This window comes from Paraburkholderia sp. D1E (assembly GCF_052682275.1).
On record NZ_JBQYMB010000001.1, the window covers coordinates 9,049,174 to 9,071,677 of the forward strand.

A 22,504-nucleotide genomic window follows, 5' to 3' on the forward strand; every position below is an offset into this window, starting at 1 on the left:
AGGACATTTCGGACTCGATGCGATGAAAAAGAACCTTCCTATTCTCCTTGCTCTCGCCGCGCTCATCGTGCTGGGCCTCGTGCGCTACGACCATTTCGGCTCGGCCTACAACATCACCTCGTTCTGGCGCTACAACTCGATGTTCGCGCTGATTTCGATCGGCATGGCCTTCGTGATCATCACCGGCGGCATCGACTTGTCGGTCGGCACGGTGGCTGCCCTGGCAAGCGTCGCCGCCGCGTTGACCAGCGTGTATGGCGGCTGGGTCGCCGTCGTCGCCGGCTGCGCGGCGGGCACGGCAGTCGGCGTGCTCAACGGTCTGATCATCACGCGGCTGAAAATCCTGCCCTTCATCGTGACGCTCGCCACCAGTCTCGGTGCACACGGCGTCGCCCTGCTGCTCGGCAAGAACGACGCGGTATCGATTGCCGCCGACTCGAACTTCGGCAACTTCGGTCAAGGCGATCTGTTCGGCCTGCCGATCCCCGGGATCGTGGCAGTGGTCGCCGCTGTGGCCGGCTGGCTCGCGCTGCGCAGCACGCGCTTCGGGCGGCATTCGCTGGCAATCGGCGGCAGCGAGGAAGCAGCGCGGCTGATGGGCCTGAATGTCGACCGCACCCTGGTGATGGCTTACGCAGTGAGCGGCCTGCTCGCTGGCATGGCGGGCGTGATCCTCGCGGCGCAGTTCGGCGCCGGTCAGCCGAACGAAGGCGTCGGCTGGGAACTGTTCGCGATTTCGGCAGTGGTGCTTGGCGGTACCTTGCTCACTGGCGGCGAAGGCTCGATCGCGATGACGATTGCCGGCGTGCTGCTGCTCGGGCTGGTGTTCAACCTGCTGAACTTTGAAAACGGCCTGGGGTTCATCAGCCTCTCGGCATACTGGCAGTCGGTGATTCGCGGGGTGTTCCTGCTGCTGGTGATCGTGTTGCAGGCGAGAGTGTTGAAGCAGCGCGGCAAGAAGCGTGTGGTGGCGCCGGCGTAATCAAAGCTGAAAACACTGCGAGCCTTATTTTGTGGCAGATTCCGACCTTTGGATCGAGCATTAATCAAGCTTTGTGTACCAACCTGACAAGATGAGGGAGCGCACGCAAAGTGCGCGCACCCGCCCTGCAGATCTAGCCTTCGCGGCCTGCCCCCCATCTTTCGTGCTCATTTTTTGAGCTTTTGCCAGTTTTATCAGCAGGGTCAATGCTGCGGCGCACGGCGGGTTTCGGTATCATCCTGAGAATGTTGCCCGCGCGGCGCGCCTATCCGGCGCATGCCGGACAGCCGATGGCAGCCGCCCTGCGCGGTTTTCGTCCATCGCCGTACCCTTGCTGAAGCGCGGCTGCAGCCATGCCAACGTACTTCGCGGTGCCGATCGTAACAACCGTCGGCGCCGGCGCTTCCAGGTCCGGTAACCCGCTTCGCCACGCTCAACCGCCGCGCCGCAGCCCTCAGGCAGCGGGCGCGGTAAAATAGCGGATTGCGCGTGATTCCCGACCTCGGGTTAGCGCAGCATCGCCCTTGCCGTGCCGGCCGGCTAAAACGACTGGCCGCCTTTGTTTTCGCACTATCCAAGAAGCCATGAGCAACCTGAATTCACAAACAGTCCTGAGCGTCCATCACTGGACCGATACGCTTTTCAGCTTCACCTGCACGCGCGATCCGTCGTTCCGTTTCGAAAACGGTCAGTTCACGATGGTGGGCCTCGAGGTCGAAGGCAAGCCGCTGATCCGCGCCTACAGCCTGGCAAGCGCGAACTACGAAGAGCACCTCGAATTCCTGAGCATCAAGGTGCAGGACGGCCCGCTCACGTCGCGCTTGCAGCACCTGAAGGTCGGCGACGAAGTCCTGATCGGCAAGAAGCCGGTCGGCACGCTGATGGCCGACAACCTGCTGCCGGGCAAGACGCTGTGGCTGCTGTCCACCGGCACGGGCCTCGCGCCGTTCATGTCGATCATCAAAGATCCGGACATTTACGACCGCTACGAGCGCGTGGTCTTGACGCACACCTGCCGTTTCGTCGACGAGCTGGCGTACAAGGAATACATCACCGATCACCTCCCGGCGCACGAACATCTGGGCGAGCTGGTGCAGGAAAAGTTGCTGTACTACCCGACGGTGACGCGCGAAGCGTTCCAGAACCGCGGCCGCATCACCGAACTGATCGAAACCGAAAAGCTGTTCGCCGACCTCGGCGTGCCGGGCTTCTCGCTTGCAGACGACCGCGTGATGCTGTGCGGCAGCCCGCACATGCTGCGCGACACGCGCAAGCTGCTCGACGACCTGGGCTTCCAGGAAGGCAGCAACAACGCGCCGGGTCACTACGTGGTCGAAAAGGCCTTCGTGGGCTAAGCGCACTCAGGTTTAACGGCTAGCACCGTGTACCTGGCAAAAAGGAGCCTTCGGGCTCCTTTTTTTGTTTCTCAGTTACAAATCGGCGCCATCGGCTTAACATTTGATGTCGGCATTCCTCCTACAGCACCGCCGTTAAAAAACATCAACCATTGCGTGAAATGTAGGCGCTAACCCTTGGTGCGCCTGCATTTTTTCTTTTTTTGAGATATCATCGCGGCGCAAGATCGATCAGTTTACATGTCAGCCGCGGTACGACCTGAATGTTACTGAATGTAAATTTCGTTACGCCGCGCCGTAGCAATTTGTCCGTCGCGTACAGCGCGTAACAGATATCACTGGGGGCCAGAGACTCGCATGCGTTCTTTTGTCTTCGCGCCGCCGATGCGCATCCGCTTCGCCGTCCACACTGCTTCCTGAGAGGGAAAGTCATGGATACGTCGACTGTCGTCCCGTTTAGCACCCACATTCCGCTTTCGCTTGCACACGCCGCACCGCAATCCGCCGCAGAGCGCGAACTCGCACAGCTGCGCGCCCGCGTGCGCGAACTCTCTGCCGAGCTCGTTCAGGCGCAGGAAGCGGCGTGCCGCCATGTGGCGCGCGAGTTGCACGACGGCGTGGGCGCCGAGCTGACCGCGACGCGCTTCGCCCTTGCCGGCGTCGAAACCTGGCTACCCGCCGATGCGCCGCGGCAGTGTGCCGCCGCGCTCGCCGTTGCGAATCGTTCGCTCGACGCCGTGTGCGCCGCCAGCCGCCAGGCCGTCGCGGAACTGCATGCGCCATCGCTCGAGGCGGGCATTGTCGGGGCGCTGGCGCAATGGACCGGCGACTTCGCCGCACGCACGAACCTGCGTACAAGTTTCATCTGCGCCGCCGATATGCGGCTCACGCGCCTGCCCACCGACGCGGCGCTGGCCGTGTTCCGGGTCGCCCAGGAAGCACTGAACAATATTGCCAAGCACGCGCGCGCCGAATCCGCCGACGTGCGGATCGAAACCGGCCGCCGTCACCTGACGCTGATCATCAGCGACGACGGCATCGGCGTGACGCGCAACGCCCGCAACCGTCGTGGCCACTTCGGCCTGAGTGGCATGCAGGCGCGCTGCGCCGCCTTCGACGGCACACTGCGGGTCAGCGCCCGGCGGATCGCCTCACAGGGCGGCGGCAGTGGCAACGCACCGCGCGGCACGCTCGTGTGTGCACGCTTCGCATGGGACGCAATGCTGGCGAGCGCGCCGGGCGCCGAGCGGCGCGCGCTGCAATCGTGAACACGCCATCATGAGTCTGCGCATCCTGCTCACCGACGACCACGCGGTGGTTCGCCAAGGCGTCCGTCAGTTGCTGCTCGATCGCGGCGTGGCGCGCGAAGTCACCGAGGCGCAAAGCGGCGCCGAGGCGCTCGAGGCCGTCGCCCAACACAGCTACGACGTGGTGCTGCTCGACATTTCGCTGCCTGACATGAATGGCGTCGAAGTGCTCAAGCGCCTGAAGCGCAAAGCGCCGCGCGTGGCCGTGCTGATGTTCTCGATGTACCGCGAGGACCAGTACGCCGTGCGCGCGCTGAAGGCCGGCGCCGCCGGCTACCTGTCGAAGACGGTCGACGCCGCGCAGATGATCGGTGCGATCCAGCAGGTCGCGGCGGGCCGCAAATACGTCAGCCCGGCCATGGCCGAAGCGCTGGCGGACTATGTCTCCTTCGACGGCGAACAATTGCCGCACGAAAAGCTCTCGGACCGCGAATACCAGACGCTATGCATGCTCGCGTCCGGCAAGCGGCTGACGGATATCGCCATGACGCTATCCTTATCGGTGAAAACGGTCAGCGTGTACCGCACGCGACTGCTCGAGAAAATGAAGCTGCGCAATAACGCCGAGCTGACCTTCTATGTGATGAGCAACCGCCTCGTCGATCTGAATCCGGCGATGGCCGGCTGAGATTCTCTTCCTGCGATCGCTGAATAGCGGGCGATTGTCTGTAACACCTTCCCAAAATAGTGCAGAGGCACGCATCCGTTAAAATCGCGGGTTTCCCCGACATTCGGCGCGCAAGATGCGTGCACAACTGGAGACCCACCGCCAATGTCCCTGTTTCGCAAGAAGAGCGTTGAGCATATGATCGCCGCGAGCGCTCAGAACGCCGGCCTGAAGAAAGCGCTCGGCGCGCTCGATCTGACTTTCCTCGGTGTCGGCGCCATTATCGGCACCGGCATTTTCGTGCTGACCGGCACGGGCGCCGTTCAGGCCGGCCCTGCGCTGATGGTCTCCTTCCTGATCGCGGCGATTGCCTGCGGATTCGCTGCGCTCGCCTATGCCGAGTTCGCATCGACGATTCCGGTCGCGGGATCCATCTACACGTATTCGTACGCAACGCTTGGCGAACTGGCCGCGTGGATCATCGGCTGGGACTTGATGCTCGAATATGGGCTGGCAACGTCAGCGGTGTCGGTCGGCTGGTCGGGCTATCTGCAATCGCTGCTGTCGGGTTTCGGCGTGAGCCTGCCCGTTGTGCTCACGGCCGCGCCAGGCGCCTTGCCGGGACACGAGACATGGTTCAACCTGCCCGCCTTCCTTGTGATGATGGCGATCACAGCACTGTTGTCGCTCGGCGTGCGTGAATCCGCGCGAATCAACAACGTCATGGTGGCGATCAAGGTGACCGTGGTGCTGCTGGTGATCGGCGTGGGCGTTTTCCACGTGACGCCGGCGAACTGGCATCCGTTCATGCCGAACGGCTGGAACGGCGTATTTGGCGCGGCGGCGGTGATGTTCTTTGCGTTCATTGGTTTCGATTCGGTGTCGTCCGCTGCGGAAGAAGTGAAGGATCCGAAGCGCGATCTGCCGATTGGGATCATTGCGTCGCTGGGCGTGTGTGCGGTGCTGTACGTTGCTGTGGCCGCCGTGGTCACCGGTATCGTGCCGTCGGCGCAGTTCGCGAATATCTCGCACCCGGTGTCCTACGCGTTGCAGGTAGCCGGTCAAAAGTGGGTTGCGGGCTTTATCGACCTCGGCGCCGTGCTGGGCATGCTGACGGTGATTCTGGTGATGGCTTATGGCCAGACGCGCGTGATTTTCGCGATGTCACGGGATGGCTTGTTGCCTGCCCGGCTTTCTCGTGTGCATCCGAAGTTTGCTACGCCGTTCTTTACGACGTGGTTGGTGGGGATTTTCTTCGGGTTGATTGGCGCGCTGGTGCCGTTGAATGTGCTGGCTGAACTGATCAATATCGGCACATTGGCTGCGTTTTCGATGGTGTCGATTGCGGTTCTTGTTTTGCGGAAGACGCATCCTGATCTGCCGCGGGCGTTTCGGTGTCCTGGTGTGCCGGTGGTGCCGGTATTGGCTGTCGCGTCCTGTCTGTTTTTGATGATCAATCTTAAGGCTGTGACCTGGGTGGCGTTTGTGGTCTGGTTGCTTATTGGGATGGTTATTTATTTTGGGTATTCGCGGCGGCATTCCAAGCTGGCGAAGTGAAGATTTAGGTTTGGGTTTTTCTTGATCAGGGTTTTTGGCCTTTCCTTGATTTCTTATTGGTTTATTAGCGTCGCCCCTGTGCGGAGGGTGTAATTAGTTTTGTGTAAACGGTCATTTGGCAGGAGACTGCCAGTAATCAGGAGCGACGATGACCGTAGCGAAACGCAACAAACGCGTGAAACCCGACCCTGAGCTCGTCAAGCTGGCCGACAGCCTGCTGGCGAACTACCAGAAACCAGAGGACCTGATTGGCGAGAACGGCCTGCTCAAGCAGCTCACGAAGATGCTGGTTGAACGGGCGCTAGAGACGGAGATGTCCGAACACCTGGGCCACGGCAAGAGCGAAGCGGTCACCAATGCCACGGGCAACACCCGCAACGGCCATAGCGCCAAGACGTTGCAGGGGGAGTTTGGCGAGTTGCCGCTCGATATCCCGCGTGACCGTCAGGGTGCGTTCGAGCCGAAGCTGGTGAGTCGTCATCAGACGCGCTGGTCGGGCTTTGACGACAAGATCATCTCGCTATATGCCCGCGGCCTGAGCGTGCGGGAGATTCAGGGGCATCTGGAAGAAATGTACGGTACCGAGGTGTCGCCCACGCTCATCTCGGCCGTAACAGACGCGGTGAGCGAGGATGTGAAGGCCTGGCAAGCCCGCCCGCTCGACGCGCTTTACCCCATCGTTTATCTCGACTGCATCCACGTCAAGGTGCGCGACAGCGGTGCTGTACGGACCAAGGCGGTCTATCTCGCCATCGGCGTGAACATGGACGGCCACAAGGAAGTCCTGGGGCTGTGGATCGCCCAGACCGAGGGCGCGAAGTTCTGGCTGCAGGTGGTGACCGAGCTGAAAACGCGCGGCGTGCAGGACATTTTTATTGCCTGTGTCGATGGGCTCAAGGGCTTCCCCGAAGCCATCGAAGCAGTCTATCCGAAGGCAGCAGTTCAACTGTGCATCGTGCATATGGTGCGCAACAGTCTGAACTTCGTGTCCTGGAAGGTGCAGCGCGAGGTCGCCGCCGACCTGAAGACGATCTACACTTCATCGACGGTCGAGCTGGCCGAGCAGAAGCTGAGTGCCTTCGAAGCCACGTGGGACAAGGACTATCCGTCCATCGGGCAGAGCTGGCGGCGCAACTGGGCACGCGTCATTCCGTTCTTCGACTATCCGCCGGAGATCCGGAAGGTGATCTACACCACCAATGCCATCGAATCGATCAACATGAGCCTGCGCAAGGTGATCAAAACCCGCAGTTCGTTCCCGACCGACGAGGCCGTGACCAAGCTGTTTTACCTGGCACTTAACAACATCAGCAAGAAGTGGTCGATGCCGATCCGGGACTGGAAGGCAGCCCTGAACCGCTTCACTATCCAGTTCGAAGACCGCCTGTTACCGGGTTAAATCAATACCCGTTTACACAAAATTCCGGACACCCTCCCTGTGCGGGGCAGGCACCTACTTTTCTTTGCCTGCTGCAAAGAAAAGCAACGGCAAAGACCAACGCCGCAGGCAACCAAACACCAAGCGCCGCACAGGCAAAAACCCCAACTAAACACTACAAGCAGAGCCCCCCAAAGCCGCAATCTCCCGCGCGGCCTTAGCCCCCTCAACCTGAAGCAAAGTCGGCAAAGAAACACCATTCTTGGCCGCCGTCACCTCGGCAAGAATGGAAACAGCGATCTCCGGCGGCGTCCGGCTGCCAATATAAATTCCAACCGGCCCATGCAGCCGGGCCAACTCGGTATCGTTCAGATCGAACTCCTTCAAGCGCTCACGCCGGGCCTGATTATTCCTTCTGGAGCCCAAAGCGCCAACATAAAACGCCGGCGTCTTTAACGCCTCCATCAGCGCGAGATCGTCGAGCTTCGGATCGTGCGTTAGCGCAATCACCGCGCACCGTTCGTCGAGCTTCATTTCGATCACCGTATCGTCCGGCATCGTCCGCACGATCTTCGTGCCGGGAATGTTCCACTCTTCGGTGTACTCCTCGCGCGGATCGCACACGGTGACCTGATAATCGAGCCCGACGGCGATGTTGCACAGATAGCGCGACAACTGCCCCGCGCCGATCACCAGCATCCGGTAACGCGGGCCGTGAATCGTCAGCAGACGCTCACCGTCGAAATGCACGCCGTCCGTTGCCAGCGCCGCATCGAGCCGTACCGTGCCCGTCACCATGTCAAGCTCGCGTGCCACCAGACGGCCATCCTCCACCGCATTGCACAGATCGGCAATGCCGCTTTGCGGCGTCAAAGGCTCCAGCACCAACTGAATCGTGCCGCCGCACGGCAGGCCGAAGCGATGCGCTTCTTCCGCCGTGATGCCGTACTTCACCGCCTCCGGGCGTGTCTGTTCGATACCCTTTTGCCGCACCCGGTCAATCAGATCGTCCTCGATGCAGCCACCCGATACCGAGCCCACCACGAGTCCATCGTCACGCACCGCGAGCATTGCGCCCTCGGGACGCGGCGACGAGCCCCACGTCTTCACCACCGTCACCAGTAGCGCGCGATGTCCCTCTTCCAGCCAACGTGCGCTGGACTTCAGGACTTCGAGATCCACGCTGTCCATGATTTCTTCCTTTTCGTTCCGTCACCGCCAGACTCCGTGTCCGCGGCATCATTCGATTCTGTATTTTGCGCCGCCGTTCCGGCGGCTGCAGTGCCCCCGTTATCCGGGGCCGTTGCGCCGTCAGTGGCGCCGCCGACCTGCGCGCCGAAGCGCTTGAAAAATTCGCCCGCGATTTTACGCGCTGCGCCGTCCACCAGCCGCGAACCGATCTGCGCGAGCTTGCCGCCGACCTGTGCAGTTGCCGTGTATGTGAGCTTCGTCGCGGCGTCGCCTTCGGGTTCGAGCGTGACGTGTGTATTGCCCTTGCCGAAGCCTGCCGCGCCGCCCTGGCCTTCGAAAACGATGGTGTACGTGTTCGGCGCCTCGATGTCGGTCAGCAGCATACGCCCTTTGAAGCGTGCCTTCACCGGACCGACCGATGCGCTCAGCACCACTGCGTACGCGTTTTCGCCATCCGGGTCGATGCTCTCGCAGCCGGGAATGCACGCGCGCAGGATTTCAGTATCGTTCAGCGCATCCCACGCACGCTGCTGCGAAACCGGCAGCGTATGGGTTTCACTCAGTTCCATGGCGTTCCTCCTGCGGTTGTCGTGGCGGATACGGTGCGACAAGGCGCGCGCGTGAGTTGCGCGAGATCGCGGCCGAACGCTGTCAGACTGTCCAGATTATGAACCGGGCGATGCGCGTCGACATACGGCAGGATCGCCTGCACGCCGCGCGCTTTCGGTGAAAAACCGCTGAAGCGCAGCAACGGATTGAGCCACACGATACGGTGTGCGAAGCGGCGCAGGCGAGCCATCTCAGTGTCGAGTACGTCGATCGCTTCGTGATCGAGGCCGTCGGTGACGAGCAACACTGTGGCCCTGCCGGTCAGCACGCGGCGTGCCCAGCGTCGGTTGAATTCGGCAAGCGCTGCGCCGATCCGTGTGCCGCCTGACCAGTCAACCACCTGATCGGTGAGCGCCGCGATCGCCACGTCGGGATCGCGCTCGCGCAGCGCACGCGTCGCGTTGGTCAGGCGTGTGCCGAACAGGAATACCTGCAGTCGCTCACGCGATTGCAGAAGCGCGTGGCAGAAGTACAGCACCGCGCGTGAATAACTGCTCATCGAGCCTGATATGTCGAGCAGCAATACCAGCGGCGGTTTGCGCTCCACCGCCGCGCGAAATTTCCACACCGTCCAGTCGCCGCCCGCCCGCACCGCTTGCCGCGCGCTCGCGCGCAAGTCTGCATGCGTGCCATGTGAGGCAGCCTTCAGGCGGCGCGTCGGTTCCGTGGCGAGCGGCAAACGCTGGCCGCGGATCAGATGCCGCAACGTGCGCCATTCATCAGCGGAAAGCGTTTCGAAATCGCGATGACGCAGCCGCTCTTCCGCGCTGAAGGTGACGTGCGCATGCAGTTCGTGCTGGTCGGTTTCCTGAGCCGCTTTGTTGTGCGGCGTGGGGGGCGTCCGCACGGCAAGCGCGTCGGCGAGACGGTTGTTGCGTTTGGGTGGCGGCAGTCCATCGCGGACCTTCGGCAGCAGTAGCGCGCGCAGCTTGCCTTCCCAATCCGGGTCGCGCCAGAACAGATCGAAGGCGGCGTTGAAGAGCTCGCGTTCGTCCGGCGCGGAGACCAATAGCGTAGCGAGCGCCGCGCGTACATCGTTACGCCGGCCGAGATCGATCCAGTGCAGCGCGGCGAGCGCGTCGACGGCTTGCGCCGGTGACATCGGCAAGCCGGCGCCGCGCAGCACGCGCACAAAGTGCACGACGTTGCGAGCCAATGTGGGCGTAATGATCGGCGCGGCCGACGTGTCGACGGAGGCTGTCATCGCCGCTATCCCGGTGTCGCAAGACATTGCGCGATCTGCACGGCATCGACGCGCGCGAGATCGTCCTGATACTTGAGCAGCACACCCAGCGTGTTGTGCACCGATTGCGGATCGAGTTCCGTCACCGACAGCGCTTCCAAAGCGCGGCACCAGTCGATCGTTTCGGCGATGCCGGGCGCCTTGAACAGATCCATGCCACGCAGCCGATGCACGAAATCAACCGCGCGCCGTTGCAATTCCGCCGACGTCTGCGGCGCCCGCGCGGCGACGATCTCCAGTTCACGATCGCGGTCGGGATAGCCGATCCATTGATACAGGCAACGGCGTTTCAATGCGTCGTGTACTTCGCGCGTCCGGTTCGACGTCATCACGACGAGCGGCGGCTGCGCCGCGCGCACCGTGCCGTACTCGGGAATCGAAACCTGGAAGTCCGAAAGCAGCTCCAGCAGGAAAGCTTCGAACGGTTCGTCGGCGCGATCGATTTCGTCGATCAACAGCACGCGCCGCACACCCGGATGATTTTCGTCGGGCATCAGCGCTTGCAGTAGCGGACGCTTCAGCAGGAATTCGCTGCGATACAGCGTGTCGTTGCCGGGCCGCTCGCCGGCGGCCTCGGCCAGACGCAGCGCCATGATCTGGCGCGGGTAGTCCCATTCGTAGAGCGCGCTGGCGGTGTCGAGTCCTTCGTAGCATTGCAGCCGCAGCATCGAGGTGCCGAGCATGCCCGCCGCGGCTTTGGCGAGTTCGGTCTTGCCGACGCCCGGCTCGCCCTCGACGAACAACGGCCGCTCCATGCGCAGTGCGAGATACAACGCGGTCGCGAGTTCGCGGCTGGCGAAGTAGCTTTGGGTGGCGAGCTGCGCGAGTGTGTCGTCGATTGAAGCAGGCTGCATGGTGTTCCTGACTCTGCATGGTGAAGAGGAAAACGGCGCGCTCGGCCGTGTCACTCATACCGTCGGCGGAACGGAGCTGATGAGAGCGAACGTCGCGCCACACCGTGTGCGTGATCGAATACGGCTGACGCGCTCCGCCGAGGCACGTCAGCCGCAAACTGCTAGGATCGCTAACCGTTTGCCTTCGTCACCGCTCGCCCGGCTAGCACCGGGATCAGATGTGCGCGATATTCGGCGCTCGCGTGCATGTCGGTGTTCAGGTCGGCGTCGGAGACGGTTACCGCTCGCGCGGCCTCGGGCGTGAAATTCGCCGTCAGCGCGCTTTCCAGTTCCGGCACGCGAAATACGGCAGATGCCGCTCCTGTCACCGCAACACGCACGCCGCTCGCGAACTTCGCGACGAACACGCCGACCAGCGCAAAATGCGAAGCCGGGTTGCGGAATTTCTCGTAGGCCGCGCGTTCGGGCACTGGAAACTCGACGGCCACGATCAGCTCGTCGGGCGACAGCGCGGTCTCATACATGCCGACGAAGAAATCGCTCGACGAAATCCGTCGCCGATCGGTGACGATGGTCGCGTCGAGAGCCATCGCAGCAGCCGGATAGCAGGCGGCCGGATCGTTGTTCGCGAGCGAACCGCCGATGGTGCCGAGTGCGCGCACCTGGCGATCGCCGATGTGCCCGGCCAGATCCGCGAGCGCCGGCAGCACCCGTCGCAGCTCCGCATGATCCGCGACGTCCACATGGCATACGGCTGCGCCAATCGTCACCTTGCCGGCGTCGACGGTGATCGATTTAAGCGCAGGAATCCGCGTCACGTCGATCAGTTGCGACGGCTGCGCGAGCCGCAGACGCATGGTGGGCAATAGGCTTTGTCCGCCGGCAATGAACTTTGCGTCACTGTCGGCGGCGATGGCTGCGGCGGCCGCTTTCGGATCCGTCGCGCGTTGATACTCGAATGAATACATGTCGAATGCTCCGCTCAGGATCTTAGTGGGGTTGCGTGGCAGCATGGATTGCAGACCATACGCGATGCGGTGTCGCCGGCATCTGCAGGTCGGTCACGCCGAGCGGCGCGAGCGCGTCGAGGATTGCATTGATGACTGCCGGTGGCGAACCGATCGCGCCCGCCTCGCCACAGCCTTTCACGCCGAGCGGATTATGCGTGCACGGCGTGCCCTTCGCGGTTTCGACGGTGAAGTTCGGCAGATCGGACGCATGCGGCATCGCATAGTCCATATAGGAACCGGACAGCAACTGGCCGCTTTCGTTGTCGTACACGCAGCGCTCCAGCATCGCCTGCCCGATGCCCTGTGCGAGCCCGCCATGCACCTGGCCTTCGACAATCATTGGATTGATCACGTTGCCGAAATCGTCGACCGCGGTGAACTGCTGGATGCGGCAGACGCCCGTTTCCGGATCGACCTCGATTTCGCAGATGTACGAGCCCGCCGGATACGTGAAGTTGGTCGGATCGTAGAACGCGCTTTCTTCGAGGCCCGGTTCGAGCACGTCGAGCGGATAGTTGTGCGGCACGTAGGCGGCGAGCGATATGTCGGCGAATGCTTTGGTGCGATCGGTGCCCGCGACGCGAAACACGCCGTCCTTGAACTCGATGTCTTCGGCCGCGGCTTCCAGCAGATGTGCGGCGATTTTCTTTGCCTTGGTTTCAATCTTGTCGAGCGCCTTCATGATCGCCGAGCCGCCGACCGCGATCGAGCGCGAGCCGTATGTGCCCATGCCGAACGGAATGCGACCGGTGTCGCCGTGAACGATCTCCACGCTTTCCAGCGCAATGCCGAGCCGGTCCGCGACCACTTGCGCAAAGGTTGTCTCATGCCCCTGGCCGTGACTGTGGGAGCCGGTGAACACGGTGACCGAACCTGTCGGATGCACGCGAATCTGGCCGACTTCGAAGAGCCCGGCGCGTGCGCCCAATGCGCCGGCGATGTTCGACGGCGCCAAACCGCAGGCTTCGATGTAGCACGAGTAGCCGAGGCCGCGCAGCTTGCCGTTCTTTTCGGATTCCTGCTTGCGCGCGGCGAAGCCTTTCACGTCAGCGAGTTCGAGCGCACGGCTGAGCGTGGCTTCGTAGTCGCCGGTATCGTAGGTGAGACCGACCGGCGTGGCATACGGAAACGTGCGGATGAAGTTGCGCCGCCGGATTTCCGCTGGATCGAGTTTCATCTCGCGCGCGGCGGTTTCGACCAGACGCTCGACCACGTACGTCGCTTCCGGACGGCCTGCGCCGCGGTAGGCATCGACCGGGACGGTGTTGGTGAAGACCGCTTTCACCTCCGCGTAAATGGCGGGCGTTGCGTACTGGCCGGCGAGCAGCGTCGCGTACAGGATGGTTGGCACGCTCGAGGCGAAGGTCGACAGATACGCGCCCATGTTGGCGATCGTATGAATGCGCATCGCGAGGAACTTGCCGTCGGCGTCCATCGCCAGTTCGGCCTTGGTCACGTGATCGCGGCCGTGCGCGTCTGACACGAAGGCTTCCGAGCGCTCGGCGGTCCATTTGATCGGACGGCGAATCTTCTTCGATGCCCACGTCAGCGCGACATCTTCGGCATACAGGAAAATCTTCGACCCGAAGCCGCCGCCGACGTCCGGCGCGATCACGCGCAACTTCGATTCCGGCAGCGACAGCACGAAGGCTGCCATCAACAGGCGTTCCACGTGCGGATTCTGATTCGCGACGTAGACCGTATAGCTGTCGTCCTGCACTGAGTAGCTTGCGTTGACCGCGCGCGGTTCGATCGCGTTCGGGATCAGGCGGTTGTTGACGATGTCGAGCGTGGTGACGTGCGCGGCTTTGGCGAAGGCGGCGTCGGTCGCGGCTTTGTCGCCGTGGCCCCAGTTGTAGCAGACGTTGTCCGGCACTTCGTCGTGAACCGAGGCTTGCCCCGGATCGGCCGCGTGCGCGGTGTCGACCACGGCCGGTAGTACGTCGTAATCGACTTCGATCAGTTCGGCGGCGTCTTTCGCGGCCTTGATCGAGTCGGCGATGACGAGCGCGACCTGATCGCCGACGTGGCGCACCTTCGTGTGCGCGATGATTGGATGCGGCGGCTCGTTCATCGGCTTGCCGTCGGTGCTGTGGATCAGCCAGCCGCACGGCAGTCCGCCGACGTTGTCAGCGGCCATGTCCGCACCGGTGAAGATCGCGACGACGCCGGGCGATTGTTTGGCGGCGGTGGTGTCGATGCTGTTGATTTTTGCGTGTGCGTGCGGTGAGCGCAGGAATACCGCGTAGGTTTGCTGCGGCAGGACGATGTCGTCGGTGTACTGACCGTTGCCGGTGAGGAACCGATAGTCTTCCTTACGTTCGACGGAGGCGCCGATAAGGTGGGTGTCGGGTGCGTTCATCGTCGTCTCCTCAGGCGGTGGCTTGGGCGGTGGCCGGCGCGTTGGCGTTGGCCTGGGCCGTGCCGGAAGACTTCATGCCTTCGGCGCCTTCTAGCACTGCTTTGACGATGTTGTGATATCCCGTACAGCGGCACAGATTGCCGTCGAGCTGGGCGCGCACGTCGTCACCGGTGAGATTGGGCTGGCGCTCGACGAGCGAAATCGCGCTCATCACCATACCGGGTGTACAGAAACCGCACTGCAGACCGTGGCAGTGTTTGAAGGCCGCTTGCATAGGATGCAGGGCGCCGTCTTTGGCAAGCCCTTCGATGGTGGTGATGTGCGCGCCTTCGGCCTGGACCGCGAGAATGTTGCAGGATTTGATTGCGCGGCCGTTCAGATGGACCGTGCACGCGCCGCACTGAGCGGTATCGCAGCCGATGTGCGTTCCCGTTAGGCGAAGTTGATCGCGAAGGAACTGGACAAGCAGGGTGCCAGGGTCGATTGAGGCGCTGATGGGCGCGCCGTTCACCGTCAGACTGATGCTGATCGCCATGAAGTTGTCTCCTTATGGGGTGAGACCGGACCTTTGTTTTTTCCTGCCTTCAGCTGCCTATTCGTGGGGTCCGATGAGGGTGCTGCGGTTTTGCGGATTTTTATGGGTCTGCCGAAAAGTAAAGCACAAATTGCTTGGTCGCGCTATTGGGTTGTGTGCCCTTCGGGGGGGTTGCCTGCGCGGCGCTTGGTGTTTGGTTGCCTGTGGCGTTGGTCTTTGCCTGGTCTGGTTGCCTGCGGCGTTGGCCTTTCCTTGAATTCTTATTGGTTTATTAGTGTCGCCCCTGTGCGGGCCAGGCAAAAGAAAGTGGCTCACACCGCTAATTCTTAAGCGGGTTCCCTGGTCTGGAAGGGGCAGTGGTACAACTGGAATCCGTGCCCTCGCACCTTCAACCGTAGTGACAACGCACTCATCAGCTCCCACTCCGCACTGCGTGCGTCGCGGATGGGGTCGCCAGGGAAACCTGGGGCTTCGTTGAGGCGCGGTGGGAGCCATCGGCTTCGCCTCGGCGCGGACGGAGTTGCCTGGAAAACCAGAGGCTTCGTTTGGGCGTGGCGCAGCCCATCGGCTTTGCCTCTGCGAGGTGCGAAAAATATATCTCGTTCGGAAATGCCGGTCGGTGCCCCGCGCGGCCGACAAGTCGCGGTAGCGCATGCAGGTGTGAATGCGCTACCGCATTACAGGAATGCCGGGATGCAACGGCAAGCTGCGGCGTCGAATGAGGCGCGCGCAAAAACGATCAGATAGTTCCAGGAAGTACGCGTCGGCGCGCGCAGCGCCGCCGGAAGCATGACGGCCTTGTCACTCACGCCGAATGTGCGGGAACACAGATTCCAGATGTACCACTGCCCCTTCCAGACCGGGGGACCCGCTTAAGAATTAGCGGTGTGAGCTGCTTTCTTTTCTTTGCAGCCCTCCATGTCAGGCTAGTTGTCGCCTCACCCGAACCGATTGATGTAAAGATGGGGGGCGGACAGCGAATGGAAGATGAAACGCTATTCAGCGGAAACCCGGGAGTGGGTAATCCAGCAGATGATGCCGCCGTTCAATCGTGCGGTCATCGAGCTGGCGGGGGCGACGGGCATCACCACGGTGACGCTGCGGACCTGGCGGCAGCATGCAAGAGATACAGGGAAATTCATGCCGGGCAATGGCAAAACGGGCGATCAGTGGTCAAGCGCCGGGAAGTTCAGGGCGGTGCTGGAGACGGCGTCGCTCAACGAGATCGAGACCTCACAATACTGCCGCAGTAAAGGCATTTATCCGGAGCAGATCCGGCAGTGGCGCGAGGCGTGCGAGCAGGCCAACGCGGTGCCTGAAACGAAGCCCACGGCGGCCCGGCGCAACGAGGCGAAGGCTGCGCAAAAGCGCATCCGTGAACTGGAGCGCCAGCTCAAACGCGCTGACGCGGCCCGTGCGGAGGCGGCGGCATTGCTGAACCTGCGAAAAAAAGCCGAAGCGATCTGGGGCAAGGAAGAGGACGACTGATCAGCCGCCCGGATCGTGAGGAAGCCATGCAGCTGATCGATGAAGCCGTACAGCAGGGGGCACGCCGTGCGCGTGCATGCGAGCAGTTGGGACTCAGCGTGCGCAGCGTCCAGCGCTGGCGCCTGTCGCCGCAGGACGGGCGCGCTCAGGTGAAGCGTGCAGCGCCGCCCAACAGGCTGAGTGAGGCAGAACGTCAGGCCGTGCTTGATGCGGCCAACCGTCCGGGCTACGCGAGTCTGACGCCGCACCAGATCGTGCCGAAGCTGGCGGATGAAGGGATTTATCTGGCTTGCGAATCGACGTTCTACCGGATCCTGAAAGCAGCAGGACAGGGCCAGCGCCGAGGTCGGGCCCGGGCGCCGCAACGACGCACGCTTACGACGCATTGTGCCGATGGTCCGAACCAGGTGTGGTGCTGGGATATCACGTGGATGCCGGGCACGGTCAGGGGCCGGTACTTTTACTGGTACATGATGAAGGACATCTACAGCCGCAAACTGGTGATGAACGAGGTGTGGGAGCAGGAGTCGGCTGAGCACGCGAGCGAGTTGCTGAACAAGGGATGTTTGCGTGAAGGTATCGCCGGGCGTCCGCTGGTGCTGCACTCGGATAACGGCAGTGCAATGAAAGGCGCCACGATGCGCGCGGCCATGATCGATCTGGGCGTGCAGCCTTCGTTCAGCCGGCCGCGTGTGAGCAACGACAACGCCTTTGCCGAGTCACTGTTCCGTACGGCCAAGTACTGCCCGTTATGGCCTGAGCAGCCGTTCGACACGCTGGAGGCGGCCCGCGCATGGGTGCAGCGCTTCGTCCAGTGGTACAACGAAGAGCACTGTCACAGCGGCCTGAAGTATGTCAGTCCGGGGCAACGGCATCGCGGCGAAGCCAACGATCTGCTGGCCCGCCGGTGTGCGCTGTACGAAGACGCGCGCAGGCAGAACCCCGCACGCTGGTCAGGTGCCATCCGCAACTGGCACCTGGCAGACTCGGTCTATCTGAACCCGGAGCGAACTCACGCGTCGGCCAAAATGTATAAGCACGCAGCGTAACGGTTCATGCGACAACTACCTTGACACACACCGGCAGCAGGCAAAGAAAAGTAGGTGCCTGCCCCGCACAGGGGCGAACGCTAATAGACCAAGAACAATTCAAGGAAAGGCCAACGCCGTAGGCAATCAGACAATAAGCGCCGCGAAGGCAAACAAATCAAGAAAATCCCACCGCCACAGGCAACCAAACACCAAGCGCCGCAGGCATACATACGCGCCGAAAAGGCAAAAAAAACCCAAATCACATTAACCCACAAACCACGGCGGCAACCACCGAGCCGCCAACCAGCACCACACCCACAACACGCCGCTTATTCAACTCAGTCCACAGCAGGACACCCGTCAACGACAACAAAATCATTCCGCCAGCAATCGTATCAATCAACAAAACCCACCCAACACTCAACCCCACACCACGATGCAAATTATTCATCGTCGTGAGAAACGAATTCTGCGTGCGTTTCACCGCAACAAACCCATTCCCAACCCAGTACTCGGCCTGCACATTCTGAGTCGGCCCAAAAATCCCGACTTGCCAGAATTCCGGCTGCATCGTGCTGCGATCGCCCCACGCCACCGGATGCGCCGGCTCGCGCTTCACCCGCCCCGGCTTGCCGTCGATCTTTAACTCGTCCTTGATCCATTTCGCCATATCCATCGGCGACTTCAACTTCCCTTGCGGCACGGAAATCTGCATCTGCTCGACCTGCGGCTCACCCGACGAGACCTTTAACGGTCCGCCCCGATGGTTCAGCAAAAAACCCGTCGCGCCAAACATCAGCCCAAGCACCGCGCCCCACAGGCCAACCCATCCGTGCACCTTGCGCAACCACTTGATGAAATTCGCCCGCCGTGAACGCCGACGCCGCGCCGCCTGTTCGGCGCCATCCATCAGATGATGACCACGCTCCGCCGTATGAGCGGCGTATTGCGTTCCACCACCTGCAGCAGGTTTCATATCGATCGAATCAGGCGCGTTCACATCCAGGCTCCAGGCGCAGCAAGTTAAACCCTCGCCGACGGGCGATGACGTGGCACTCGCTCATACCGGCAGTAAAGGAAAGTTCGAAAGGAAGGGCCGGACAAACCCGGCTTGCGGTCCAGGCCGTCCGGCTGAGAGGCTGGCTGGCAGTCACAGAGGAGGAGAAATGTGACAGAAAGCTGGCGATGCCTTTCAATTGAGAATGGCTATCATTACACAATTAGGGCATTTGCTCAATCGCAATGCGTGACATCTGCTTGACATCCAGGCGGCGCAAACCGACTCTAGCTGGCGATCCCGTCAACGTTGCCGTTCGGATACCTGCCTGCCATGCGCCTCGCCTCTTTGGTCTGTCTTGCCTCTCTCGGCTGGCTTGCCGGCATCCACGCAGCGGACGCGAGCATCGCGGCCAAACTGGACGATCCCTATACCAACGAAGGCGAAACCCAGACCTTCACCGTCAACGCCGACGGCTCCTTCTCCAAGCTCGATTCAATGACGCTGCGGGTGAACAACGAAGCAGGCGTCGCACGGGTGGCGCAGCAATATGTCTGGTTCAACCGCAATATGGCGGACGTGCAGATCATCGAGGCGTATACGACCACCGCCGACGGCGTCCGTCACGACGTACAGCCCGAGCAGATCCGCGACGTTCAGGAAGCCCGCTCGTTCGACGCACCGATGTTTCAGGACATCCAGGAAAAGGTGATCGTGTTCCCCGCCGTCGAACCTGGCGCGCGCGTGCACCTCACCTATCGCAAGACGCAAAAGCAACCAATCGTGCCGGGTGAGTTCAGTGACTTCACGCCGCCCGATCTCGCACCGACTCACAACTTCCACCTCATCTACGACCTGCCCGCCGACAAACCGCTCTATGCCGATGCGCGCGGGTTCACGACGCTGCAACCGGTGACGCACAACGGCCGCACACGCTACGAATATCGTTACGACAAGGCGCATTTCAGCCGGCTGGAGCGCGGCTCGATTGCCTACGTGTCATATGGCGACCGGTTGATGGTCTCGACCTTTCCGGACTACGCCGCTTTCGCCGCCAGCTACAAGGCATCCGCCGCCGACCCGAACGCGCACGACGCCGCCGTCACACGTCTCGCGCAAAACCTCACGGCACATGACCGGACGCCGCGTGACAAAGCCAAGACGCTGTACGACTGGGTGCGCCGCAACGTCCGCTATGTGGCGATCTATGTCGGGCGCGGCTCGGTGGTACCGCACAGCGCAAGCGAGATCCTCGCGAACCGCTACGGCGACTGCAAGGATCACGTGGCGCTATATGGTGCGCTACTCGACGCGGTCGGTGTCCGCAACGAGCCAGTCCTGATCAGCAGCGGCTCGATCTATACGCTGCCCAGCGTGCCGGGCTACGGCGTCATCAATCACGCCATCACGTGGCTGCCGGATTTGCAGCAATACGCTGACTCGACGGCATCGAATGTCGAATTCGGCTTTCTGCCGTCGTCCGATATGAACCGGCCCACGGTGCTCGTCAATCAGGGCGTGGTCGCGCAAACGCCGGCCACCGAGTTGATGACGCGCAGCACCGACCTGTCGATCAAGGTCGAGCCGGATGGCTCGGCGAGCTTCACCTATCGGCTGGAAGCGTCGGGCGCCTCGGCCGAACAGGCGCGCGCGATGTTGCGCACGCAGACGCCCGCACAACGCGAGGACTCGATCCAGGCGGAATTGCGCAGCGCCAACCTGCGCGGCACCGCTACGCTGACCACCAGCGACCTCACCGTTGCCGACGGTCCGCTGACGATCACGATGAAGGGCACACTCGAAAGTCTCGTGGTGCCGGGCTCAGCAGCATCGATTCCGGCGCTGACGAGTCTGGCCGGCGGCTTCGCGGCGGACATCCGCTATTGGCTCGGCGAACGGCAGCGCACGCAACCATTCGTCTGCCATAACCTGACGTTGCATGAACGGGCGCGCATTGAGTTGCCCGCGAATTTCCGCGTGCTCGACATGCCGGAAGCGAAACGAACCCAGGACCGCTTCGTCGATTTTCAGTCGCAGTACACGTTTGATCCGCTCAGCAACGTCGTGACGATGACGCGCGACGGCGCAACCCACTTCGACAGCGAAGTCTGCACGCCCGACGATTTCGCGCAGATGCGTCCCGCGATCGAAACGATCGGGCGCGACGTGCGCGCCGAAGTAATCGTCAAATCGACACTGGTGGAATCGTCGAGCGTGGCATCGCAGGCACCGTAGGACGTCAAGGACGCCTGGGGCAACGGGTGCGCCACCCCGCGCGCACCGACGCAATGCGCCAGGACTGCCCCGTCCGCGGTCTGCGGCAATGACTTGCCGCCGCATGTCCGCCACCGCATCATCTCCTGCTCCATCGGAGCAGCTACCGCTCAAACCGGCCAGAGCGGTCCTTCCTGCATGGCGCCGAGCTGCTCGCGCAATTCGAGGATGCGGTCTTCCCAATAGCGCTGCGTGTTGAACCACGGGAAAGCCGCTGGAAACGCCGGGTCGTCCCAGCGGCGCGCGAGCCACGCCTGGTAGTGAATCAGCCGCAGCGTGCGCAACGCTTCGACGAGGTACAGTTCGCGCGGCTCGAAGTCGCAAAAGTCTTCGTAGCCGGCGAGCAGATCCGCCAGCGCACGCGAAGCCTCAGCGCGGTCGCCCGGCAGCAGCAGCCATAAGTCCTGCACCGCCGGACCCATGCGGCTATCGTCGAAGTCGACGAAATGCGGGCCGGCGTCGGTCCACAACACATTGCTCGGATGACAATCGCCGTGCATTCGCAGCATGCGAATTTCGCCGGCGCGCTCGAACGCGCGTTCAACACCTTCGAGCGCGAGATTCACAACGGTTTCCCACGCGGTACGCACGTCGTCAGGCAAGAAGCGTTGCGACAGCAGGAAATCGCGCGGCTCGTAGCCAAACGTGTTGATGTCGAGCGTGGGACGCTCAGTGTAGTTTTGCGTTTGCCCAACCGCATGGATGCGGCCGATAAAACGCCCCAGCCATTCAAGCGTATCGCGCCGGTCCAGATCGGGTGCGCGGCCGCCTCGGCGCTCAAAGATCGAGAAACGGAAACCGTCGAAGGTATGCAGCGTGCGGCCTTCGAAAACACGTGCGGGTACCGCCGGAATCTCGCGCGCGGCGAGGTCGGCGACAAAGGCGTGTTCTTCGAGAATGGCGGCGTCGCTCCAGCGCTCGGGACGGTAGAACTTGGCGACCACGGGCGGGCCGTCTTCCACGCCCACCTGGTACACGCGGTTCTCGTAGCTGTTGAGCGGCAGCATGCGACCGTCGGTGTACACACCGACACTGCTGAGCACGCTGTCGAGCGCGTCGAGCACGATTTCCGGCTTGAGCCGGGCGAAAGGTACGGCGCTATCGGCGCCGTCCTGTGGGTCGAGATTGTCGTCGTTCATGCCCGCATTGTGCGCCGCGCCGCCGTCAAAGACGAGGGCGCCGGCTCACCTTGCGGCTTACTGCCACCTGCAACCGCCATGAAACGGACTCAAACCAGCGTCAATGCACCTGCGCGCTCGACGGGCGCACCTGCTCGCCCGTATCGATCAGATCTTCAAGGAAAAAGGGTTCAGTATTCAGATGTTCCGACGTGCCGGGCTCGCCGGCATACCAGGCCACCATAGCCATGTCGCCGAGAATGCGCATGACGATCCCGCGTGCGCCCTGCGGCACCGCGATATGCACCGATCGGACAATGGAACCGATTTGCATGATGTTTCCCCGTTTCTCCCATAGCCGGCTTTATGGTTTCCGCGCCGGTCAAGGTGATGATAAAAGCGCCGCTTCGCCGATAACGTTGCGTACGCACCCAATCTGCTGCGCGTAAGACGCGTGAGAGGTTCGAGTCATTGTTCCCGTTTTGCGGGGCCATGGAAAGCGCGAACTCAAGGCTGTTTACCCGTCGTTTCGCCCTATTCCCATTACAGCGCGCCGGACCGATGATCTGGGCGTACAGCGTCGTAACGAGACCATCATAAACCCAG

The 22,504-nt window shown here is 62.1% G+C and carries 18 protein-coding genes; 8 read left to right on the top strand and 10 right to left on the bottom strand.

The genetic code is table 11. The features are described from left to right. Nucleotides 1–22 precede the first annotated feature (22 nt). The 6 genes from ACUN0E_RS40675 (at nt 23) to ACUN0E_RS40700 (ending at nt 7,207) form a co-directional block, all read left to right on the top strand. Nucleotides 23–982, top strand: coding sequence for an ABC transporter permease (locus tag ACUN0E_RS40675; RefSeq protein ID WP_445570129.1), 960 nt, complete (start codon nt 23–25; stop codon nt 980–982). 584 nt (nt 983–1,566) lie between these two features. Further along, nucleotides 1,567–2,337 (top strand): ferredoxin--NADP reductase, encoded by a 771-nt coding sequence (locus ACUN0E_RS40680; protein ID WP_445570130.1) that lies wholly within the window; start codon nt 1,567–1,569, stop codon nt 2,335–2,337. A 431-nt stretch (nt 2,338–2,768) separates the two neighbouring features. After that, nucleotides 2,769–3,605, top strand: a complete 837-nt coding sequence (locus tag ACUN0E_RS40685) for a sensor histidine kinase (protein ID WP_445570131.1) — start codon at nt 2,769–2,771, stop codon at nt 3,603–3,605. Nucleotides 3,606–3,615: 10 nt separating this feature from the next. Further along, nucleotides 3,616–4,272 (top strand): response regulator transcription factor RqpR, encoded by a 657-nt coding sequence (gene rqpR, locus ACUN0E_RS40690; protein WP_325044702.1) that lies wholly within the window; start codon nt 3,616–3,618, stop codon nt 4,270–4,272. 144 nt (nt 4,273–4,416) lie between these two features. Further along, complete coding sequence (locus tag ACUN0E_RS40695) at nt 4,417–5,808, top strand: amino acid permease (RefSeq protein WP_408240408.1); 1,392 nt, start codon at nt 4,417–4,419, stop codon at nt 5,806–5,808. A gap of 148 nt (nt 5,809–5,956) precedes the next feature. Next, on the top strand, nt 5,957–7,207 hold the full coding sequence (locus ACUN0E_RS40700) for an IS256 family transposase (RefSeq protein WP_408265345.1): 1,251 nt from the start codon (nt 5,957–5,959) through the stop codon (nt 7,205–7,207). A 147-nt stretch (nt 7,208–7,354) separates the two neighbouring features. Here ACUN0E_RS40700 and ACUN0E_RS40705 read toward each other — a convergent pair whose 3' ends face one another. The 7 genes from ACUN0E_RS40705 to ACUN0E_RS40735 form a co-directional block, all read right to left on the bottom strand. Next, nucleotides 7,355–8,377 (bottom strand): XdhC family protein, encoded by a 1,023-nt coding sequence (locus tag ACUN0E_RS40705; RefSeq protein ID WP_408236796.1) that lies wholly within the window; start codon nt 8,375–8,377, stop codon nt 7,355–7,357. Further along, nucleotides 8,350–8,946 (bottom strand): CoxG family protein, encoded by a 597-nt coding sequence (locus ACUN0E_RS40710; protein WP_408394357.1) that lies wholly within the window; start codon nt 8,944–8,946, stop codon nt 8,350–8,352. Before ACUN0E_RS40710 ends, ACUN0E_RS40705 begins: the two co-directional genes overlap by 28 nt. Next, complete coding sequence (locus tag ACUN0E_RS40715; protein ID WP_445570132.1) at nt 8,937–10,190, bottom strand: vWA domain-containing protein; 1,254 nt, start codon at nt 10,188–10,190, stop codon at nt 8,937–8,939. Before ACUN0E_RS40715 ends, ACUN0E_RS40710 begins: the two co-directional genes overlap by 10 nt. Nucleotides 10,191–10,195: 5 nt before the next feature. Next, entirely contained in the window at nt 10,196–11,083 is an 888-nt protein-coding gene (locus ACUN0E_RS40720) for an AAA family ATPase (RefSeq protein ID WP_408236787.1), read from the bottom strand. Nucleotides 11,084–11,253: 170 nt separating this feature from the next. Continuing rightward, nucleotides 11,254–12,051 carry an FAD binding domain-containing protein gene (locus ACUN0E_RS40725; RefSeq protein WP_408264139.1) on the bottom strand — a complete coding sequence of 266 codons (798 nt, stop codon included), beginning with the start codon at nt 12,049–12,051 and terminating at the stop codon, nt 11,254–11,256. 22 nt (nt 12,052–12,073) lie between these two features. Further along, entirely contained in the window at nt 12,074–14,455 is a 2,382-nt protein-coding gene (locus ACUN0E_RS40730; RefSeq protein ID WP_445570133.1) for a xanthine dehydrogenase family protein molybdopterin-binding subunit, read from the bottom strand. Nucleotides 14,456–14,465: 10 nt separating this feature from the next. Continuing rightward, the gene (locus ACUN0E_RS40735; protein ID WP_445570134.1) at nt 14,466–14,990 is read right to left on the bottom strand and encodes a (2Fe-2S)-binding protein; all 525 of its coding nucleotides are present in this window, start codon (nt 14,988–14,990) and stop codon (nt 14,466–14,468) included. Nucleotides 14,991–15,977: 987 nt separating this feature from the next. Here ACUN0E_RS40735 and ACUN0E_RS40740 point away from each other — a divergent pair. Further along, nucleotides 15,978–17,527 (top strand): IS3 family transposase gene (locus ACUN0E_RS40740; protein WP_445565976.1). Its coding sequence is split into 2 segments (ribosomal slippage): nt 15,978–16,452 and nt 16,452–17,527, totalling 1,551 coding nucleotides; the frame shifts between segments, so codons are not numbered across the junction. 241 nt (nt 17,528–17,768) lie between these two features. Here the strand turns inward: ACUN0E_RS40740 and ACUN0E_RS40745 are convergent. After that, on the bottom strand, nt 17,769–18,509 hold the full coding sequence (locus tag ACUN0E_RS40745; RefSeq protein ID WP_445570135.1) for a PepSY-associated TM helix domain-containing protein: 741 nt from the start codon (nt 18,507–18,509) through the stop codon (nt 17,769–17,771). Nucleotides 18,510–18,839: 330 nt separating this feature from the next. On the opposite strand from ACUN0E_RS40745, the gene ACUN0E_RS40750 reads away from it, so the two are divergent. Further along, complete coding sequence (locus ACUN0E_RS40750; protein ID WP_408236801.1) at nt 18,840–20,741, top strand: DUF3857 domain-containing transglutaminase family protein; 1,902 nt, start codon at nt 18,840–18,842, stop codon at nt 20,739–20,741. A gap of 149 nt (nt 20,742–20,890) precedes the next feature. Here the strand turns inward: ACUN0E_RS40750 and ACUN0E_RS40755 are convergent, their stop codons facing one another. After that, entirely contained in the window at nt 20,891–21,919 is a 1,029-nt protein-coding gene (locus ACUN0E_RS40755; RefSeq protein ID WP_445570136.1) for a serine/threonine protein kinase, read from the bottom strand. A gap of 100 nt (nt 21,920–22,019) precedes the next feature. Next, nucleotides 22,020–22,232, bottom strand: a complete 213-nt coding sequence (locus ACUN0E_RS40760) for a hypothetical protein (protein ID WP_035554043.1) — start codon at nt 22,230–22,232, stop codon at nt 22,020–22,022. Nucleotides 22,233–22,504: the final 272 nt, after the last annotated feature.

Excerpts from the sequence above, each read along its gene's own strand:
- ACUN0E_RS40725 (WP_408264139.1), bottom strand. The coding sequence starts at position 12,051 with ATGTATTCATTCGAGTATCAACGCGCGACGGATCCGAAAGCGGCCGCC.
- ACUN0E_RS40760 (WP_035554043.1), bottom strand. The coding sequence starts at position 22,232 with ATGCAAATCGGTTCCATTGTCCGATCGGTGCATATCGCGGTGCCGCAG.
- ACUN0E_RS40705 (WP_408236796.1), bottom strand. The coding sequence starts at position 8,377 with ATGGACAGCGTGGATCTCGAAGTCCTGAAGTCCAGCGCACGTTGGCTG.
- ACUN0E_RS40675 (WP_445570129.1), top strand. The coding sequence starts at position 23 with ATGAAAAAGAACCTTCCTATTCTCCTTGCTCTCGCCGCGCTCATCGTG.
- ACUN0E_RS40710 (WP_408394357.1), bottom strand. The coding sequence starts at position 8,946 with ATGGAACTGAGTGAAACCCATACGCTGCCGGTTTCGCAGCAGCGTGCG.
- ACUN0E_RS40680 (WP_445570130.1), top strand. The coding sequence starts at position 1,567 with ATGAGCAACCTGAATTCACAAACAGTCCTGAGCGTCCATCACTGGACC.
- ACUN0E_RS40720 (WP_408236787.1), bottom strand. The coding sequence starts at position 11,083 with ATGCAGCCTGCTTCAATCGACGACACACTCGCGCAGCTCGCCACCCAA.
- ACUN0E_RS40685 (WP_445570131.1), top strand. The coding sequence starts at position 2,769 with ATGGATACGTCGACTGTCGTCCCGTTTAGCACCCACATTCCGCTTTCG.
- ACUN0E_RS40735 (WP_445570134.1), bottom strand. The coding sequence starts at position 14,990 with ATGGCGATCAGCATCAGTCTGACGGTGAACGGCGCGCCCATCAGCGCC.
- ACUN0E_RS40715 (WP_445570132.1), bottom strand. The coding sequence starts at position 10,190 with ATGACAGCCTCCGTCGACACGTCGGCCGCGCCGATCATTACGCCCACA.
- ACUN0E_RS40695 (WP_408240408.1), top strand. The coding sequence starts at position 4,417 with ATGTCCCTGTTTCGCAAGAAGAGCGTTGAGCATATGATCGCCGCGAGC.
- rqpR (WP_325044702.1), top strand. The coding sequence starts at position 3,616 with ATGAGTCTGCGCATCCTGCTCACCGACGACCACGCGGTGGTTCGCCAA.
- ACUN0E_RS40750 (WP_408236801.1), top strand. The coding sequence starts at position 18,840 with ATGCGCCTCGCCTCTTTGGTCTGTCTTGCCTCTCTCGGCTGGCTTGCC.
- ACUN0E_RS40755 (WP_445570136.1), bottom strand. The coding sequence starts at position 21,919 with ATGAACGACGACAATCTCGACCCACAGGACGGCGCCGATAGCGCCGTA.
- ACUN0E_RS40700 (WP_408265345.1), top strand. The coding sequence starts at position 5,957 with ATGACCGTAGCGAAACGCAACAAACGCGTGAAACCCGACCCTGAGCTC.
- ACUN0E_RS40730 (WP_445570133.1), bottom strand. The coding sequence starts at position 14,455 with ATGAACGCACCCGACACCCACCTTATCGGCGCCTCCGTCGAACGTAAG.